Here is a 16,063-nt window from a genome sequence, read left to right as displayed (position 1 = left end):
ACGCCCCGCTCGTCCCCGGCCTCCGGCTCCCGGCAGCTCGGCCTCAGCCCGCGGCCTCCCCGCCCCGCCGGCTCGGCCCGCCTCCGGCAGCGCGTCCCCGGCCTCCGGCGGCTCAGCCTCGGCCAGCGCCGGCTCGGCCCCGCCCCCGGCAGCTCACCGCCGGTAGGCGGCAACCGTCACGGAGGCGGTCACCTCGACCGGGTCGGGCAGTTCGGCGAGCCGGGCGGCCAGCCGCTGCGGATCGGTGTGCCAGGCGCTCGGGCCCATGCCGACGACGGTGCGGACGTCGGCGGCGGCGAGCCGCATGGTGAACTCGACCTCCTGCCGCCCGGCCGGTGTGAGGTGGGGGCCGAGCTTCTCGTCGATCCGGCGCTGCTTTTCCTCGTCGACCGAGAGCAGTCCAAGCCCGGCGACGAGTTCGCGCAGGTGGCGCGGGGTGGGCGAGACCAACAGCAGGGTGCCGCCGGGGCACAGGACGCGGCGGATCTCGGGGCCGTTGCGCGGGGCGAAGACGTTGAGGACGAGGCCGGCGGCGCCGTCCAGCAGCGGCAGCGGGCGCCAGGCGTCGCAGACGACGGCGCCGATCCGGGGGTGGGCCTTGGCGGCGCGGCGCAGCGCGTACTTGGAGATGTCGAGGGCGGCGCCGGGCCGGCCGGGCAGGGCGTCCAGGACGTGGGCGAGGTAGTGGCCGGTGCCGGCGCCGAGGTCGGCGACGAGGCCCTCGGGCGAGGCGGCCGAGGCCGCGTCGGCGAGGGCGGCGGCGATCGGGCGGTAGTGGCCGGCGGCGAGGAAGTCGCTGCGGGCGGCGACCATGTCGGCGGTGTCGCCGGTGCCGGTGTGGGCGTCACCGGCGAGCAGGCTGACGTAGCCCTGCTTGGCGATGTCGAAGCTGTGCCCGCCGGGGCAGCGCAGGGTGCGTCCCTCGGGGGTGAGGGCCTGCGCGCAGTGCGGGCAGGCCAGGTAGGGCTCGATGTCCTGCAGCAACGTCCGTCTTCTCTCGCCATCCGGTCGTGCGGTCCGGCCGGAAGGGCAAGCCTAACGACCGGTGGTGCGCGGCTGCGCATCCCGCTGGCCGGGCAGGCGGGGGGTGCCGCCGCCGGTCCGGGCGGTGCGCAGGGCGAGCGCGGCGAGTGCTTCGGGAGCGCCGGCCTGGCCGCGGATGCCGGGGAAGGCGTTGATGTCGACGATGACGGGTTCGGCGGGGCCGTCGAGCAGGTCGATGCCGTAGACGTCGAGGCCGAACACCCGGCCGACCCGGCGGGCCAGCTCGGCGCGGTCGGCGGGGAGGTCGGCGGGGCCGAACCGGCCTGCGGCGGAACCGGACCGGCCCCCGGCAGCGGCTCCGTCGGCCGGGAGGCCGGCGGCTGGGCCGGCGGCGGCGGCGGGGGCGAGTTCGGAGCGGCGGCGCTCGCAGAAGACCTGCCCGTCGACGACCCAGATCTTCTGGTCCCATCCGGTGTTGGCGAGGTAGGGCTGGGCGATCACGGGTTCGGCGGGCCACTGGGCGGCGAGGTCGCGCAGCCGGTCGGGGCCGTCGACGCGGGCGACGAGGTCGTGGCGGCGGCTGTGGCGGCTCTTCACCGCCAACGGGTAGTCGGCGTCGGACAGTTCGCCGGCGAGGTCGGTGAGGCTCGCGGCGGTGCGGGTGGCGGCGAACGGCAGGCCGGCCCGGTGGGCGAGGTCGGCCATGGCGGTGCGGTCCTGGCAGAACCCGGTCGCGGCGGCCGAGTTGAGGACGGGGGCGCCGCGCTCCTCCAGGTGCCGGGCGAGCGCGAGGGCGTACGGGGTGCGGGCCTTGAGCAGGTAGACGTCGGCCAGCGGGCCGGGGCCGATCCGCTCGGCGGGCGGGGTGGCGTCGGGGGTGGGGTCGATGGTCTCGACCCGGTGGTCGGGGGCCAGCAGCGCGGCGGTGGCGGCGAGCAGCGGGTGGCCGGGGTCGGGGGTGACCAGGCCGATCCTCATATCGTCCCGCCCATGCCGCCGGTGACGAACCCGGCCCCGCCCACGCCGACCCCGGCGCCCTGTGCGGGAAGCCGCACCGGCTCCGGCACCGATGGCACCGACACGGCCGCGACGGCCGACGACACCGATGGCACCGACGGCACCGATGGCACCGGCACGGCCGCGACGGCGGACACGCCCGCCGGCACCGACACCGCCGAAGCCGCCGACACGCCCGCCGGCGCCGAGACCGCCGTCCCGGTGCGGGCCAGCCGCAGCACGGCGCGGGAGACCCGGGCCACCGCGTCCGGCACCTGGCGGAAGCTGGGGAAGTCGTTGACGTCCACGACCACCGGGCCGTCCGGGCCGAACAGCACGTCCACGCCGTACAGGTCGAGCCCGAAGACCTCCCCCACCTGCCCGGCGATGCGCGCCACCTCGGTGGGGAGCGGCACCTGCCGCTCGCGCACGCCCTGCCCGGGGTGCAGCGGCGAGCAGCGCTCGGTCGCGTACAGCTCGCCGTCGACGCAGTACACCTTGAGGTCGGTACCGGAGTTGGGCACGTAGGGCTGGGCGATCAGCAGACCCTCGCCGGCGAGCAGCGGGCCGAGTCCGACGAGGTGGTCGGGGGTGGGGACGAGCCGGACGGCCCGCCCGGAGCTGCCGTCGGCGGGCTTGACCACCAGCGGGTACTCGGACGCGGGGATCTCCGCGAGCCGTTCCCAGCGGGCCGCCGCGTAGGTGACCGGGACGGGCAGGCCGCGGGTGCGCGCGATCACCGCCGCGAGCGCCTTGTCACGGACGCCGCGGATGGACCGGACGTCGTTGACGGTGGTGAGGCCGACGGCGGCGGCCGCCTCCAGGAGGGTGAGGCCGGGGCCGCCGGAGACGGTCTTGAGCACCCAGGCGTCGTGGCTTCCGGCCCGGACGGCCTCGGAGATCGCCATCAGCGAGTTCCCGGGGCGCAGCACGTCCACCCGGTGTCCCCACGCGGTGAGTTGGCGTACCACGTCGAGCGGCATGCCGTCGTGCCGGTAGTGCTCCTCGACCAGAAAGCAGAGCCTCATGAGCCTGTCTTCCCCCTCCTCGCCAGCGCGGACGTCCGCCGTTCGCGTCCGGCAGAGCTGTAAAGGCCCCAGAATGCCATGGCGCCTGCACACAAGATCGCCCGGCCTGTAAGCATTCGGCAACAATCGGTCCGAAATGCCCGGGCCCCGCCCGGCGGTGGGCGGACGGCCGAGGCGGACGGCCGACGGGGGCGACCGACGGCGGGCGACCGACGGCGGGCGACCGACGGCCAACGGCAGGCGACGGACGGCCCGTCGACGGGGTCGACGACCGACCGCCGAAGCAAAACCGACCGCCGAAGCAAAACGGTGGCAGGTCCACGACGGGCCTGCCAGGATGCACGGCGTGACCTCTGACGATCTTGAAGCCGCCCGCCGCGCCCTCCCCGACCTCCTCTCCGGGATCGAGCAGTACTACGACGCCGTGCCGCGTTCCGCGGCCCGCGTCGAGGACTTCGGCCCGCTGACCCTGTTCGTCCGCGACGGCGAGGGCTGGCCGTACTACGCCCGCCCGACGCTCGGCCACTCCGGCCCGGCCGCCACCGCCGAGGACGTCCGCCGGGTACTGGCCCGCCAGCGCGAGCTGGACCAGCCGCAGGCCTTCGAGTGGGTGGCCGAGCACGACCCGCAGCTGCGCGCGGCGGTGGAGGAGGCCGGGCTGACGGTGCACGAGCACCCGCTGCTGGTGCTCGGTCCGGACGACGAGCCGGCCGGGGCGACGCCGGCGTCGCCCGAGGGCGTGGAGGTCCGGATCCTGGCCGCCGACGCCCCGGAGCTGGCGAGTGCGGTGGCCGTGCCGCATCTGGCCTTCGGCGAGCCGGGCACCGCCACGGGCACCGCAGGGCTGGACGAGCTGGCCGTCGCGGCCCGCGAGGCGGCGGCGGACGGCTCGGCCGCACGGGTCGCCGGGCGGATCACCGCCGGGAGGACCGTGCTCGCCGCGGCCGTCCAGGACGGCTCGGTGCTCTGCGCGGGCCAGCACAACCCGGTCGGCCAGGTCACCGAGGTGGCCGGCGTCGGCACCCTGCCGTCGGCACGCCGGCAGGGGCTCGGCCTCGCGGTCACCGCGGCGCTGGTCGCGCACGCGCGGGCCAACGGGGTGCGGACGGTGTTCCTGTCCGCCGCCGACGAGGACGTCGCCCGGATCTACCGCCGGGCCGGCTTCCGCCCGTTCGCCACGGCCCTGATCGCCGAGCCCGCCCGGAACGGGGCGTGACCGGCCCGCCCCGTCCGTCGGGCCGGGGCGGCGGACTCAGTCCGAGTCCTCGTCCTCCTCGCCGCTGACGCCCTCGCCCTCGGCCTCGTCCACCACCCACGCGGCCAGCCGCTCGGCGACGCCGGACACGCCGAGCCGCCCCTCGCGGATGGCCCGGGCGAGGCTGCGCACCTCGCGGGCGGTGGTGGCGACCGTGCAGCCGCTGGCCACCAGGTAGGCGTAGGCGACGGCGGTGGCGAACAGCTCGTTGGTCTTCTCCAGGGCCGGCACCCTGATCAGCTGGTGCATCAGGGCGGCGGCGCGGTCCTGCGGTTCGGGGTAGACGGAGATGTCGAAGATCTCGGCCTGGTGGCGGGAAACCGCCGCGAGCAGCGATCCGTAGTCGGTGACCTGCGGGTCACCGGGCGTGTACTGCTCGGCGGTCATGAGCAGCCACGAGAGGTCGACCTCCAGGTTCAACGGCGCACGTCCTGGAGGTCGGTCGCGCCACCGAACTCGGCCAGGAACGCCGTCTCGTACTCCTTCATGAACTGCGCGGCGGCGTCGACGAACGCCCGCCCGGCCTCGCCCATGTCCTGCTGGACCAGGCGCTCGATGTACTGGTTCATGCTGATCCCCTGCTGCTCCGCCCGTTCCCGGGCCATCTCCGCGGTGGTGGCGTCCACCCGGACGTTCAGCTGCTTCTTACCCATGCCCCTCAAGCTAGCGCCGAAGTGCTAGCACAACAAGGGCGCACACAGGCCCTCGTACGCCCCCTCCCCGGCCGCGGGCCACGGCTCTCCTGGGCCATGCCCCTGCCGCACGGCCGCGAACCCCCGGGAGCCCGCCGGGTCGAACGGCCCGGCGCGCCGGCGCCACCGGCACCGCCCCGAACGGAGGCATCCGCCCTCCCCGACCAGGACCGGCCGCCGCACCACCCACCGGCACCGTCCGCCGAGGCCGGCCGCCACACCACCCACCGAGACCACCCACAGGGACCACCCACCGGAACCACCCCCACGAACCGGCGCGGAGAGGCCTGCGGAACCCCCTTGAGGAGCGAGACTTGAAGAGTTCTTCACCTTCCGAGATTCTGAACTGCCCCGAGCATTCCCTGGAGCGGCACCGACCGGTGTGGAGGCCGGCAATGACAGCCATGTTCGACCAGGAGCTGCGCGAGCAGCTCGACCAGGCCCGTAAGGACCTCGCCGCCGCGCGGGCCGACGGGGACGCCGACGGCGTCCAGGCGTACGAGGGCCGCATCGCCGGGCTGCTCCGGCTCGCCGCCCAGCACGGCGTCTCCCTGCCGCACAGCGCGGAGGAAGAGGAACAGAACCTGCACTGAGCGGCCCACCCACCAGCACCCCGGCCCCCGACGGCCAGACGCCAGGGAGGCGGCTCCCGGAACCCCGGGTGCCGCCTCCCTGGCGTCTGTCGGCCCTCGTCCGGCTACTCGCCGACCGGCTCCAGGATCGCCACGCACTCGAAGTGGTGGGTCATCGGGAACAGGTCGAAGGCGCGCAGCGAGACCGGGCGGTAGCCGCCCTCGCGGAAGTAGGCGAGGTCCCGGGCCAGGGCCGCCGGGTCGCAGGCGACGTAGGCGATCCGGCGGGCCGAGAGGCCGGCCAGGTGGGCGACGGTCTCGCGACCGGCGCCGGCCCGCGGCGGGTCGAGGACGATCACGTCGGTGGACGTGATGCCGGTGCGCGGCAACAGCGTCTCGACCCGGTCGCACTCGATCCGCACGTTGTCCAGCGCGGCCAGGTTGTGCCGGGCGTCGACCACGGCCTGCTTGGCCGACTCGATGCCGAGCACCGCGCCGTCCTCGCCGACCCGGTCGGCCAGTGCACCGGCGAAGAGGCCGACGCCGCAGTACAGGTCGAGCGCGTTCTCGCCCCACTGCGGGTCGAGGCCGTCCAGGACGGCGTCGACCAGGGTGTCCGGGGCCTCGGGGTGGATCTGCCAGAAGCCGCCGTTGCTGACCCGCCAGGTCCGGCCGGCCGCGCGCTCGCGCACGAAGGAGCGGCCGTGCACCTTGTGGATGTTGTCGTGCTCGTCGATCCGCGCGATCGACACCGGCTTGTCCAGCTCGACCAGCGGCAGCTGCGCGCCCGGGACCGGGGTCAGCACGACCTGGCGGTCGGAGGAGCCCGCGGCGGCCATCACCTCGACGGTGGCGACGCCCGGCCAGTCGCGGGACTCGATGCCCAGCTCGCTGATGCCCTCGGCGGCGATCAGGCAGCGGTCCACCGGCTGGATGTCGTGCGAGCGGTGCTTGCGCAGGCCGACCTTGCCGGTCTCCTGGTCGACCGCGTACTGCATCCGGGTGCGCCAGGCCGGTACCTGCCCGGCCGGGAGCTTGCCGCCGACCGGTTCGACGCTGCCGTCCCAGCCCGCCTCGGCCGGGGTCAGGCCGGCCAGCTTGGCCAGCTGCTCGGTGAGCACCTGCACCTTGAGCTTGCGCTGCCCGCCGGGGGTGACGTGCTGCCAGTCGCAGCCGCCGCACTTGCCGGGCCCGGCGAACGGGCACGGCGGGGTGATCCGGTCCTTGGCGGGCTCCAGGATCTCCACCGCGTCGGCGCGCAGGAAGCGCGACTTGGTGGTGCCCTCGGTGACCAGTGCGACGACCTTCTCGCCGGGCAGCGCGTGCCGGACGAACAGCACGCGGCCCTCGTGCCGGGCCACGCAGTGCCCGCCGCCGTGCGCGACCGGGCCGACCTCGACCTCGTAGCGCTCGCCGACCAGCGGGTCACCGCCGGGGCCCCGGGGGGCCGCCTCGGCGCGCGGGGCGCGGGTGGGGCGGAGCGCCTTCGGCGGGCGGACGGTCTGCTTGCGCGGACGGTCCCCGGCCCCGGCCTTGTCCTTGGCCTTGGCCTTGTCCTGGCGCGGCGCGCCGGCGGGGGCCGTACGCTCTCCGCGCGCGGGGCGCTCGGCACGTGCCGGGCGCTCGGCGCGCTCGGTCTGCTCCGGCTCCGGGGCGCGCTCCGCCGGCGCGAGCGGCGCCGTCTGCGCGGTGAAGCCGTCGCGGTCGGTGGCGGCCGGGCGGACGGGCTTGCCCCAGCGCGGCCGGGCGACCTGCCCGGGCTTGCCGGCGCCGCCCTTGCGGGCGCCCTTGGCTGAGCCCTTGCCGGAGCCGCCGGACGAACCGGACGAGCCGTGGGAGCGGGACGGGGTGTTGCGGGTCACGGGGAGGAGTCCTTGCTGCTGTCAGCGGAGGCGGCGGTCGTACCGTCCGGCGTACCGGAGACCTTCGACTTTACGGCCTTCGGCGCCCGGGGCTCACCACGGCGGACCGCACCCGGCGCCGACCAGGCCTTCTGCGGCTTGCGCCGTTCGGAGGACTCCAGCTGCCACGGCACCGAGGTCACCATCACACCGGGCTTGAAGAGCAGCCGCCCCTTGAGCCGCAGCGCGCTCTGGTTGTGCAGCAGGTGCTCGTACCAGTGGCCGACCACGTACTCCGGGATGTAGACCGAGACCACGTCGCGCGGGCTGCTGCGGCGCAGGTTCTTGACGTAGTCCAGGACCGGCCCGGTGATCTCGCGGAACGGCGAGTCCAGCACCTTGAGCGGCACCTCGATGCCGCGCTCGTCCCACTCCTGGCGCAGCGCCGCGGTGTCCGCCGGGTCGACGTTGACGGTGACGGCCTCCAGCGTGTGGGCGCGGGCGAGCCGCGCGTAGGCCAGGGCGCGCAGGGCGGGCTTGTGCAGCTTGGAGACCAGGACGATGGCGTGCACCCGGGTGGGCAGCACCACGTCGTCCGGCTCCTCGGCGGCGACCAGCTCGTCGGAGACCCGGTCGTAGTGGCGGCGGATCGCCTTCATCATCACGAACAGCACGACCATCGTGGCGATGGCGATCCAGGCGTGGCTGATCTTGGTGGCGAGGACGACGATCAGCACGGCCATGGTCATCACCAGGCCGAAGGTGTTGATCGCCCGGCTGCGCTGCATGTGGCGGCGCTTGGCCGGGTCGGTCTCGCTGCGCAGCTCCCTGGTCCAGTGCCGGATCATGCCGGACTGGCTCATGTTGAAGGAGACGAAGACGCCGACGATGTAGAGCTGGATCAGCCGGGTCGGGTCTGCGTCGAACGCGATGATGAACAGGATCGCGGCCAGTGCCAGCAGGATGATGCCGTTGGAGAAGGCCAGCCGGTCGCCGCGGGTGTGCAGCTGGCGCGGCAGGTAGCGGTCCTGGGCGAGGATCGAGCCGAGCACCGGGAAGCCGTTGAAGGCGGTGTTGGCGGCCAGCACCAGGATCAGGCCGGTGACGGCGGCGACGAAGTAGAACCCGGGCGTGAAGTTGGAGAAGACGGCCTCGCTGATCTGGGCGAGCGCGGTCTTCTGGTGGTAGTCGCCGCCCGCGCCGACGAGCTGCTGGGCGGGGTCCTCGGCCATCTGGACGCCGGTGAGGCGGGCCAGCCAGATGATGCCCATGAACATCACGACGGCGATCGACGCCATCATCAGCAGGGTGGTCGCCGCGTTCTTGCTCTTCGGCTTGCGGAAGGCCGGCACGCCGTTGGAGATCGCCTCGACACCGGTGAGCGCCGCACAGCCCGAGGAGAACGCCTTGAGCAGCAGGAACACCATCGCGAAGCCGGCCAGCGACTCGTTGCCGGGGGTGGGCTGGAGGTGGAATCCGGAGCTCTCGGCGGGCATGTCCTGCCCCAGCCCGAAGTGGCGGACCACGCCGTAGACCACCATGCCGAGCACGCCGATCATGAAGGCGTACGTCGGGACGGCGAACGCGCTGCCGGACTCGCGGACGCCGCGCAGGTTCATGCCCATCAGCACGATGACCACGACCACCGAGAGGGTCAGCTCGTGGCCGCGCAGCGAGGGCACCGCCGAGACCACGTTGGCCACCCCGGACGTGGTGGAGACCGCCACGGTGAGGATGTAGTCGACCATCAGCGCGCTGGCGACCACCAGGCCGGAGTTGGCGCCGTGGTTGACCGTGGCGACCTCGTAGTCGCCACCGCCGCTCGGGTAGGCATGGACGTTCTGCCGGTACGAGGCCACCACCGCGAGCATCACGATGGCGACGACGACGCCGATCTGCCATGAGAAGTGGATGGCCGAGGCACCCGCGAGGGAGAGCGTCAGCAGGATCTCCTCGGGCGCGTACGCGACCGAGGAGAGCGCGTCCGAGGCGAAGACGGGCAGCGCGATGCGCTTGGGGAGCAGCGTTTCCCCGAGCTTGTCGCTGCGTAGCGCACGCCCGATAAGGATGCGTTTCGGAAGGTCAGTCGGCATAGGCACGGTAAGGAATCGTAGGGGCTGTTCGCCGCGCGGTCCGACTTGCGTCCCCCCCTTCGTCGCGACTGTGTTCGGTGGACCGGCTAGCGTGTCGGATACGAGCAGGCGGGCAACACTCAGGTTGTCGAGCCCTGCGACCACGAGATCGCTCGCCCCGGACAGCGGGGCGGGGAAGGATGACGAACGGTGTTTGCGCAGGTCAAGAACCCAACGGGACGGGTGAGGTAGCGCCGGTGCACATCGTCATCATGGGCTGCGGCCGCGTGGGCTCCGCCCTCGCCAGAGCGCTGGAGAAACAGGGCCACTCGGTCGCCGTCGTCGACCAGGACCCGACGGCGTTCCGCCGCCTGGGCGCCGGATTCAACGGGCGCCGGGTCACGGGTGTCGGCTTCGACCAGGACACCCTGAAGGAGGCCGGCATCGAGGAGGCCGGCGCGTTCGCCGCCGTCTCCAGCGGCGACAACTCCAACATCATCGCGGCCCGCGTGGCCCGGGAGAACTTCGGCGTGGAGAACGTCGCGGCCCGGATCTACGACCCCCGCCGCGCCGAGGTCTACCAGCGCCTGGGCATCCCCACCGTGGCCACCGTCCGCTGGACGGCCGACCAGATGCTGCGCCGGCTGCTGCCCAGCGGCGGCGAGCCGCTCTGGCAGGACCCGAGCGGTACCGTCCAGCTCGCCGAGGTCGCGTACGACCCGCGCTGGATCGGCCACCGGGTCAGTGCGCTGGAGGAGGCCTCCGGCACCCGGGTGGTGTTCGTCACCCGGCTCGGCGAGGGCGTGCTGCCCACGCCCCAGATGGTGGTCCAGGAGGGCGACCTGGTGCACGTGATGGTGCGCCGGGCCGACCTGGTGGCGGTCGAGGCCGCGTTCGCGCAGGGGCCGAACGAGGAGGGTCACTGATGCGGGTCGCCATTGCCGGGGCCGGGGCCGTCGGCCGCTCGATCGCGGGCGAGCTGTTGGAGAACGGCCACGAGGTCCTGCTGATAGACAAGAACCCGAACTCCATCTCGGTGGAGCGGGTCCCCATGGCGGAGTGGCTGCTGGCCGACGCCTGCGAGATCACCTCGCTGGACGAGGCGGCGCTGCAGCGCTGCCACGTGGTGATCGCCGCGACCGGTGACGACAAGGTCAACCTGGTCGTCTCGCTGCTCGCGAAGACCGAGTACGCGGTTCCGCGGGTGGTCGCCCGGGTGAACAACCCGAAGAACGAGTGGCTCTTCAACGAGTCCTGGGGCGTGGACGTCGCCGTCTCCACCCCGCGCCTGATGTCGGCCCTGGTCGAGGAGGCCGTCAGCGTCGGCGACCTGGTCCGGCTGATGCGCTTCAGCCAGGGCAACGCCAACCTCGTCGAGCTGACCCTCGCCTCCGACACCGAGCTGGTCGGCACCCGGGTCGGCGACGTGCCGTGGCCGCCGGACACCTCGCTGGTGACCATCATCCGCGAGGGCCGGGTGCTCACCCCGGGCAAGGACGACACCCTGGAGGGCGGCGACGAGCTGCTCTTCGTGGCCGCGCAGGAGCGCGAGGAGGAGCTGGAGAACCTGCTCTCGGGCTCCCCCGGCGCCCGGTAACCCGGTCCTCACGCGCGAGCGGGCCCGCACCCGGTTCGGGTGCGGGCCCGCTCGCACGGCTCACTTCCGGTCGGCCTCGGCCGGCTCGTCGTCCAGCTGCACCTTGATCGGCGGCGGCGCCTTCAGCAGGATCTGCCAGGTGACGTACATCGCCAGCAGCATCGGCGGGATGCCCAGGGCGACCTTGAGCCACCCGAGCAGGTTGACGTTGTGCGTGAAGTACAGCGGGAACAGGATCAGCGGCTTGATGCCCATGATCAGCACCCAGGCCCAGGTCGCCTTGGTGTAGGCGGCCAGCCGGCCCGGGTTCTGCTTGCGCCAGGTGAACATCTCGCCGGTGACCGGGCCGAGCATGACGCCGATCAGCGGCCAGCGGACCAGCGCCGAGACGGCCAGGCCGATGCAGTAGCCGACGCTCCAGAGCAGGCCGGGCAGGTAGAAGTTCTCCGCCTTGCCGGTCTTCATCGAGATCCAGGCGCCGATGGCGACGCCGAACACGCCGGAGAAGGCGTGCTGGACGGTCTCCCGCTTGGCCAGGCGCGCCACCACGAACAGGGCGCTCAGGCCGAGCGCGGCCCACGCTGCCGCCGGTACCTGGTGGGTGATGTTGTAGGTCACGATGAAGACCAGGCCGGGCAGCGTCATGTCGACCATGCCGCGCACGCCGCCGAAGGCCTGCATCACGCTCTCGGCGGCCTCCTTGGAGGCGGCAGCCTGCCGGGCTGCCTCGTCGTCGGCGGGGGCGGCCTCGACCAGGCCGAGCTGGGCGGCGGGCTCGCCGCCGGGCTGGATGCTCACGCTCATTCGCTCCCGTGTCCGACCGGACGCAGCTCGTAGCGGGGGTTGAACAGCACGCGGCGCCCGCGTGCGTGGCTGATCCGGCCGCTGGCGACCAGCCGGCGGCCGGGCTCTATGCCCGCGATGGAGCGCCGGCCGAGCCAGACCACGTCCAGCGCCTCGGTGCCGTCGAAGAGCTCCGCCTCCAGCGCCGGCACGCCGGCCCGGGGACGCAGGGTCACGGTGCGCAGGGTGCCCGCCACGGTGACCAGTTGACGGTCCCCGCAGCTGGCGATCGGAGTGCAGCCCGACTCCGCCGCGCTCTCCTGGCGCAGCTCCTCCGCCTGGAGCTCCTCCGCGGAGGAGGTCAGCCGGCTGAGCAAACGGCGGAAGCGGCCCTGCGGCTGGTCGCTGCTGTTGTCACCACTCATGTCGGAAAGGCTACCGGTATCGGGGCCGGCTGCGGCAGGTCACGAGGTCACCGGGGCACCCGGACGGGCCTGCCGGCCGGCCCGGCTCAGTTCTCGAAGCGGTAGCCCATGCCCGGCTCGGTGATGAAGTGGCGCGGGTGGGAGGGGTCGCGCTCCAGCTTGCGGCGCAGTTGTGCCAGGTAGACCCGCAGGTAGTTGGTCTCCGTGCGGTAGGCCGGGCCCCAGACCTCCTGGAGCAGCTGGGTCTGGCTGACCAGCCGCCCGGCGTTGCGGACCAGCACCTCCAGCAGGTGCCACTCGGTCGGCGTGAGGCGGACGTCGGTGCCGTCCCGGTTGACCTTCTTCGCCGCGAGGTCGACGGTGAACGTGTCCGTGACCACCAGGGAGTCGTCCTCGCCGGCCACCGGCTCGGCGCGGCGGACGGCGGCGCGCATGCGGGCGAGCAGCTCGTCCATGCCGAACGGCTTGGTGACGTAGTCGTCGGCGCCGGCGTCCAGCGCCTCGACCTTCTCGTCGGAGGCGTGCCGGGCGGAGAGCACGATGATCGGCACCCTGGTCCAGCCGCGCAGGCCCTTGATCACCTCGACGCCGTCCATGTCGGGCAGGCCCAGGTCGAGGACGACCACGTCGGGGTGGCGGGCGGCGGCCAGCTCCAGCGCGCTCGCGCCGTCGTGGGCCGCGTCGACCTCGTACTTGCGGGCCTTGAGGTTGATCACCAGCGCGCGGACGATCTGTGGTTCGTCGTCCACGACGAGGACCCGGGTCATGCGGGCTCCGCCTTTCACAGCTGTCGGAAGGGGGTGGTCACACGTGGGAGGGGCGGTCCATGGGCTCCGGTGGCGGCGGCACCGGCTCGGGCGGCCCCGGCGGGCGGCCGGCGACGGGCAGGCTGACGACCATGGTGAGGCCGCCACCGGGGGTGTCCTCGGCGGTGATCGTGCCGTCCATCGCCTCGACGAAGCCGCGCGCGACGGCGAGCCCGAGGCCCACCCCGGCGCCGCGCGGCGCGTCCCCGTAGCGCTGGAACGGCGCGAAGATCCGCTCCTTGGCGTCCTCGGGCACGCCCGGCCCGCGGTCGACTATCCGCAGCTCGACCCGCCCCGGCCCGCCCGCCGGGACCAGCGCGTCCGCCTTGACCAGCACCTTCACCCCGGCCGGGCTGTACTTGACGGCGTTCTCGACCAGGTTGGCCAGCGATCGCTCCAGCAGCCCGCCGTCGGCCCGGATCATCGGCAGGCTCTCCGGGACGTCCAGCCGGACGGCCTCCGGCGGGACACCGCCCAGCGCGAACGGCACCACCTCGTCCAGGTCCGTCTCCTGGATCAGCGGCGTGACGGTGCCGGTCTGGAGCCGGCTCATGTCGAGCAGGTTGTTGATCAGGTGGTCGAGCCGGTCGGCGCCGGCCTCGATGCCGGCCAGCAGCTCGGCCTCGTCCTCCTCGTCCCACTCGACGTCCGCGGAACGCAGCGAGGTGACGGAGGCCTTGATCCCGGCCAGCGGGGTGCGCAGGTCGTGCGAGACGGCGGCGAGCAGGGCGGTGCGGATCCGGTTGCCCTCGGCCTCGCGGCGGGCCGCGGCGGCCTCCCCGGCCAGCCGGCGGCGCTCCAGCAGGACGGCGGCCTGTGCGGCGAAGGCGCCGAGCAGCCGGCGGTCCTCGGCGGGCAGCACCCGGCCGCGCAGTGCCAGCGCCAGCGTGTCACCGACCGGGACGTCCACGTCGGCGGTCTCGGGCCGCTCCGGCGGGTGCGGGCCGGCCGACGCGACCGCGTGCCAGGGGCCGAGCGGATCGGGACGCTCCAGCAGCACCGCGGCGTCCTGCTGGAAGGTCTCGCGGACCTGCTCCAGCAGGGCGGTCAGCACGCCGTCCCCGCCCGGCGCGCCGCGCAGCAGGGTGCCGGCCAGGGCGCTGAGCGTCTGGGCCTCGGTCTGGCTGCGCGCCGCCTGGTGGGTGCGCCGGGCCGCGAGGTCGACCACGGAGGCGACCGCGATGCCGACGGCGGTGAATATCGCCACCGCCATGATGTTCTGCGGCTCGTCGATGGTGAAGGTGTGGATCGGCGGCGCGAAGTAGTAGTTCAGCGCCGAGGAGCCGACCAGCGCGGAGGCGATCGCCGGGAAGAGCCCGCCGACCAGCGCCGCGCAGACCGTCAGCGACAGGAAGAGCAGCATGTCGGTGGAGAGCCCGAGGCCCTCGGTGTGGGTGAGCAGCAGCGCCAGCAGCGGCGGCCCGCCGAGGCCGATCAGCCAGCCCGCGACGGCCCGCGGCCGGCCGAGGTCGGTGACCTTGCGGATCGGGATCCGGCCCAGGCCCTTGGCGGCGTGCTCGTGGGTGACGATGTGCACGTCGATGTCGCCGGACGCCCGGGTGACGGTGGCGCCGACGCCCGGGCCGTAGACGTACTGCCAGGCGGGCCGGCGGCTGGTGCCCAGCACGATCTGGGTGGCGTTGACGCCCCGCGCGAAGTCCAGCAGCCCAGCGGCCGGGTCGTCGCCGAGGACGGCGTGGTAGGTGCCGCCCAGGCTCTCCACCAGTGCCCGCTGCTCGATCAGCGTCTGCGAGGAGCCCGACCCGGAGCCGGCCAGGCCGTCCGAGCCGGAGATGTGGACGGCCAGCAGCTCGCCGCCGGACCCCCGGGCGGCGATCCGGGCGGCCCGGCGGACCAGCGTCGCGCCCTCGGGACCGCCGGTCAGGCCGACCACGATCCGCTCGCGGGCCTGCCAGGTGCCCTCGATGCCCTGCTCGGCCCGGTACTTCTGGAGGTACTCGTCGACCCGGTCGGCCGTCCAGAGGAGCGCCAGCTCGCGCAGCGCGGTCAGGTTTCCCGGGCGGAAGTAGTTGGCGAGGGCCGCGTCGATCTTCTCCGGCGCGTACACGTTGCCGTGCGCGAGGCGGCGACGCAGCGCCTGCGGGTCCATGTCGACCAGCTCGATCTGGTCGGCCCGCCGCACCACCTCGTCCGGCACGGTCTCGCGCTGGCGGACCCCGGTGATGCCCTCCACGACGTCGCCGAGGGACTCCAGGTGCTGGATGTTCACGGTCGAGACGACGTCGATGCCGGCCGCGAGCAACTCCTCGACGTCCTGCCACCGCTTCGCGTTGCGGCAGCCGGGGACGTTGGTGTGCGCGAGCTCGTCCACCAGCGCCGCCTGCGGGCGGCGGGCCAGCAGGGCGTCCAGGTCCATCTCGGTGAACGAGGCGTCCCGGTGGATCATCTCGCGGCGCGGAACGGTCTCCAGACCGGTGACCAGGCCGGCCGTGTTCCGGCGCCCGTGGTCCTCGACGAAGCCGACGACGACGTCGGTACCCCGCTCCAGCCGCCGGTGCGCCTCGGCGAGCATGGCGTACGTCTTGCCGACCCCGGGGGCCGCCCCGAGGTAGATCCGCAGCCTGCCGCGTCCCATGTGCACCATTCTTGATCCGGCCGACCCGGGGGACCACCCCGGACACCTGTTCCCCTCCCTTGGAGACTACGGCGTAACGGGTGATTCTCCAGCGATCGGGGCGCTGATCAGGCAGTTTTAGCGGCATATTGACGGCCGGCGGGGCCCGGACCCTTCACCGCACCCTCTCCCCTGGGCACCCGGCCGCGGGCCCGGCGGAGGGCGGACGGGGCCGCGCCGCAATTTCCGGTGTGCCGCAATTCCGGTGTGCTGCCGTTCCGGGAAATGCAGAACTCCGGGAAATGCAAAGAACCCCCGATCCGTGATGGATCGGGGGTTCTCTGTGAATGATTGTTCGGCGGCGTCCTACTCTCCCACAGGGTCCCCCCTGCAGTACCATCGGCGCTGTGAGGCTTAGCTTCCGGGTTCGGAATGTA

General features: G+C 73.6%; 15 protein-coding genes and 1 rRNA gene. 4 read left to right on the top strand and 12 right to left on the bottom strand.

Annotation, left to right across the window (positions count from 1 at the left end):
* Window positions 1-153: 153 nt before the first annotated feature.
* Genes ACFC1F_RS28805 through ACFC1F_RS28795 form a run of 3 tightly spaced genes read right to left on the bottom strand, consistent with a single transcriptional unit; the run spans window position 154 to window position 3,008 of the window.
* Window positions 154-984: a putative RNA methyltransferase gene (locus tag ACFC1F_RS28805; RefSeq protein ID WP_376162589.1), complete on the bottom strand. Its 831-nt coding sequence runs from the start codon at window positions 982-984 to the stop codon at window positions 154-156.
* Between the two features lie 51 nt (window positions 985-1,035).
* Window positions 1,036-1,962, bottom strand: coding sequence for a RimK family alpha-L-glutamate ligase (locus ACFC1F_RS28800; protein ID WP_376162587.1), 927 nt, complete (start codon window positions 1,960-1,962; stop codon window positions 1,036-1,038).
* Window positions 1,959-3,008: a RimK family alpha-L-glutamate ligase gene (locus tag ACFC1F_RS28795; RefSeq protein WP_376162586.1), complete on the bottom strand. Its 1,050-nt coding sequence runs from the start codon at window positions 3,006-3,008 to the stop codon at window positions 1,959-1,961. The genes ACFC1F_RS28800 and ACFC1F_RS28795 overlap by 4 nt, the downstream gene beginning before the upstream one ends.
* Window positions 3,009-3,354: 346 nt before the next feature.
* On the opposite strand from ACFC1F_RS28795, the gene ACFC1F_RS28790 reads away from it, so the two are divergent.
* Window positions 3,355-4,224 (top strand): GNAT family N-acetyltransferase, encoded by an 870-nt coding sequence (locus tag ACFC1F_RS28790; RefSeq protein ID WP_376162584.1) that lies wholly within the window; start codon window positions 3,355-3,357, stop codon window positions 4,222-4,224.
* A gap of 36 nt (window positions 4,225-4,260) precedes the next feature.
* Here ACFC1F_RS28790 and ACFC1F_RS28785 read toward each other — a convergent pair whose 3' ends face one another.
* Window positions 4,261-4,683, bottom strand: a complete 423-nt coding sequence (locus ACFC1F_RS28785) for a fic family toxin-antitoxin system, toxin component (protein ID WP_209416599.1) — start codon at window positions 4,681-4,683, stop codon at window positions 4,261-4,263.
* A complete protein-coding gene (locus ACFC1F_RS28780) occupies window positions 4,680-4,916 on the bottom strand; it encodes a toxin-antitoxin system HicB family antitoxin (RefSeq protein ID WP_209416600.1) in 237 nt (78 codons plus the stop codon). The genes ACFC1F_RS28785 and ACFC1F_RS28780 overlap by 4 nt, the downstream gene beginning before the upstream one ends.
* A gap of 434 nt (window positions 4,917-5,350) precedes the next feature.
* Between ACFC1F_RS28780 and ACFC1F_RS28775 the strand changes: the two genes are divergently transcribed.
* On the top strand, window positions 5,351-5,548 hold the full coding sequence (locus tag ACFC1F_RS28775; RefSeq protein WP_209416601.1) for a hypothetical protein: 198 nt from the start codon (window positions 5,351-5,353) through the stop codon (window positions 5,546-5,548).
* Between the two features lie 104 nt (window positions 5,549-5,652).
* Here the strand turns inward: ACFC1F_RS28775 and ACFC1F_RS28770 are convergent, their stop codons facing one another.
* Both ACFC1F_RS28770 and ACFC1F_RS28765 read right to left on the bottom strand, forming a co-directional pair.
* Window positions 5,653-6,948, bottom strand: a complete 1,296-nt coding sequence (locus tag ACFC1F_RS28770) for a class I SAM-dependent RNA methyltransferase (RefSeq protein WP_376162614.1) — start codon at window positions 6,946-6,948, stop codon at window positions 5,653-5,655.
* A gap of 437 nt (window positions 6,949-7,385) precedes the next feature.
* A complete protein-coding gene (locus tag ACFC1F_RS28765) occupies window positions 7,386-9,467 on the bottom strand; it encodes an APC family permease (RefSeq protein ID WP_376162581.1) in 2,082 nt (693 codons plus the stop codon).
* A 230-nt stretch (window positions 9,468-9,697) separates the two neighbouring features.
* On the opposite strand from ACFC1F_RS28765, the gene ACFC1F_RS28760 reads away from it, so the two are divergent.
* Together ACFC1F_RS28760 and ACFC1F_RS28755 are read left to right on the top strand one after the other, a co-directional pair.
* Window positions 9,698-10,366 carry a TrkA family potassium uptake protein gene (locus tag ACFC1F_RS28760; RefSeq protein WP_209416603.1) on the top strand — a complete coding sequence of 223 codons (669 nt, stop codon included), beginning with the start codon at window positions 9,698-9,700 and terminating at the stop codon, window positions 10,364-10,366.
* The gene (locus tag ACFC1F_RS28755; protein ID WP_209416604.1) at window positions 10,366-11,037 is read left to right on the top strand and encodes a TrkA family potassium uptake protein; all 672 of its coding nucleotides are present in this window, start codon (window positions 10,366-10,368) and stop codon (window positions 11,035-11,037) included. Before ACFC1F_RS28760 ends, ACFC1F_RS28755 begins: the two co-directional genes overlap by 1 nt.
* A 60-nt stretch (window positions 11,038-11,097) precedes the next feature.
* Here ACFC1F_RS28755 and ACFC1F_RS28750 read toward each other — a convergent pair whose 3' ends face one another.
* The 5 genes from ACFC1F_RS28750 to rrf all read right to left on the bottom strand — a co-directional run.
* Window positions 11,098-11,835, bottom strand: a complete 738-nt coding sequence (locus ACFC1F_RS28750) for a DUF3159 domain-containing protein (RefSeq protein WP_307853461.1) — start codon at window positions 11,833-11,835, stop codon at window positions 11,098-11,100.
* A 2-nt stretch (window positions 11,836-11,837) separates the two neighbouring features.
* A complete protein-coding gene (locus tag ACFC1F_RS28745; protein WP_148645124.1) occupies window positions 11,838-12,245 on the bottom strand; it encodes an OB-fold nucleic acid binding domain-containing protein in 408 nt (135 codons plus the stop codon).
* An 86-nt stretch (window positions 12,246-12,331) separates the two neighbouring features.
* The gene (locus ACFC1F_RS28740; RefSeq protein WP_209416606.1) at window positions 12,332-13,012 is read right to left on the bottom strand and encodes a response regulator; all 681 of its coding nucleotides are present in this window, start codon (window positions 13,010-13,012) and stop codon (window positions 12,332-12,334) included.
* Window positions 13,013-13,049: 37 nt separating this feature from the next.
* A complete protein-coding gene (locus ACFC1F_RS28735) occupies window positions 13,050-15,647 on the bottom strand; it encodes an ATP-binding protein (protein WP_376162578.1) in 2,598 nt (865 codons plus the stop codon).
* 332 nt (window positions 15,648-15,979) lie between these two features.
* Window positions 15,980-16,063: ribosomal RNA gene (gene rrf, locus ACFC1F_RS28730) — 5S ribosomal RNA — on the bottom strand; the annotation flags it as partial.

Source organism: Kitasatospora sp. NPDC056181, assembly GCF_042266225.1.
GTDB lineage: Bacteria > Actinomycetota > Actinomycetes > Streptomycetales > Streptomycetaceae > Kitasatospora.
Note: the sequence above shows the minus strand (reverse complement) of the source record. Positions and strands in the feature narration are given on the sequence as shown.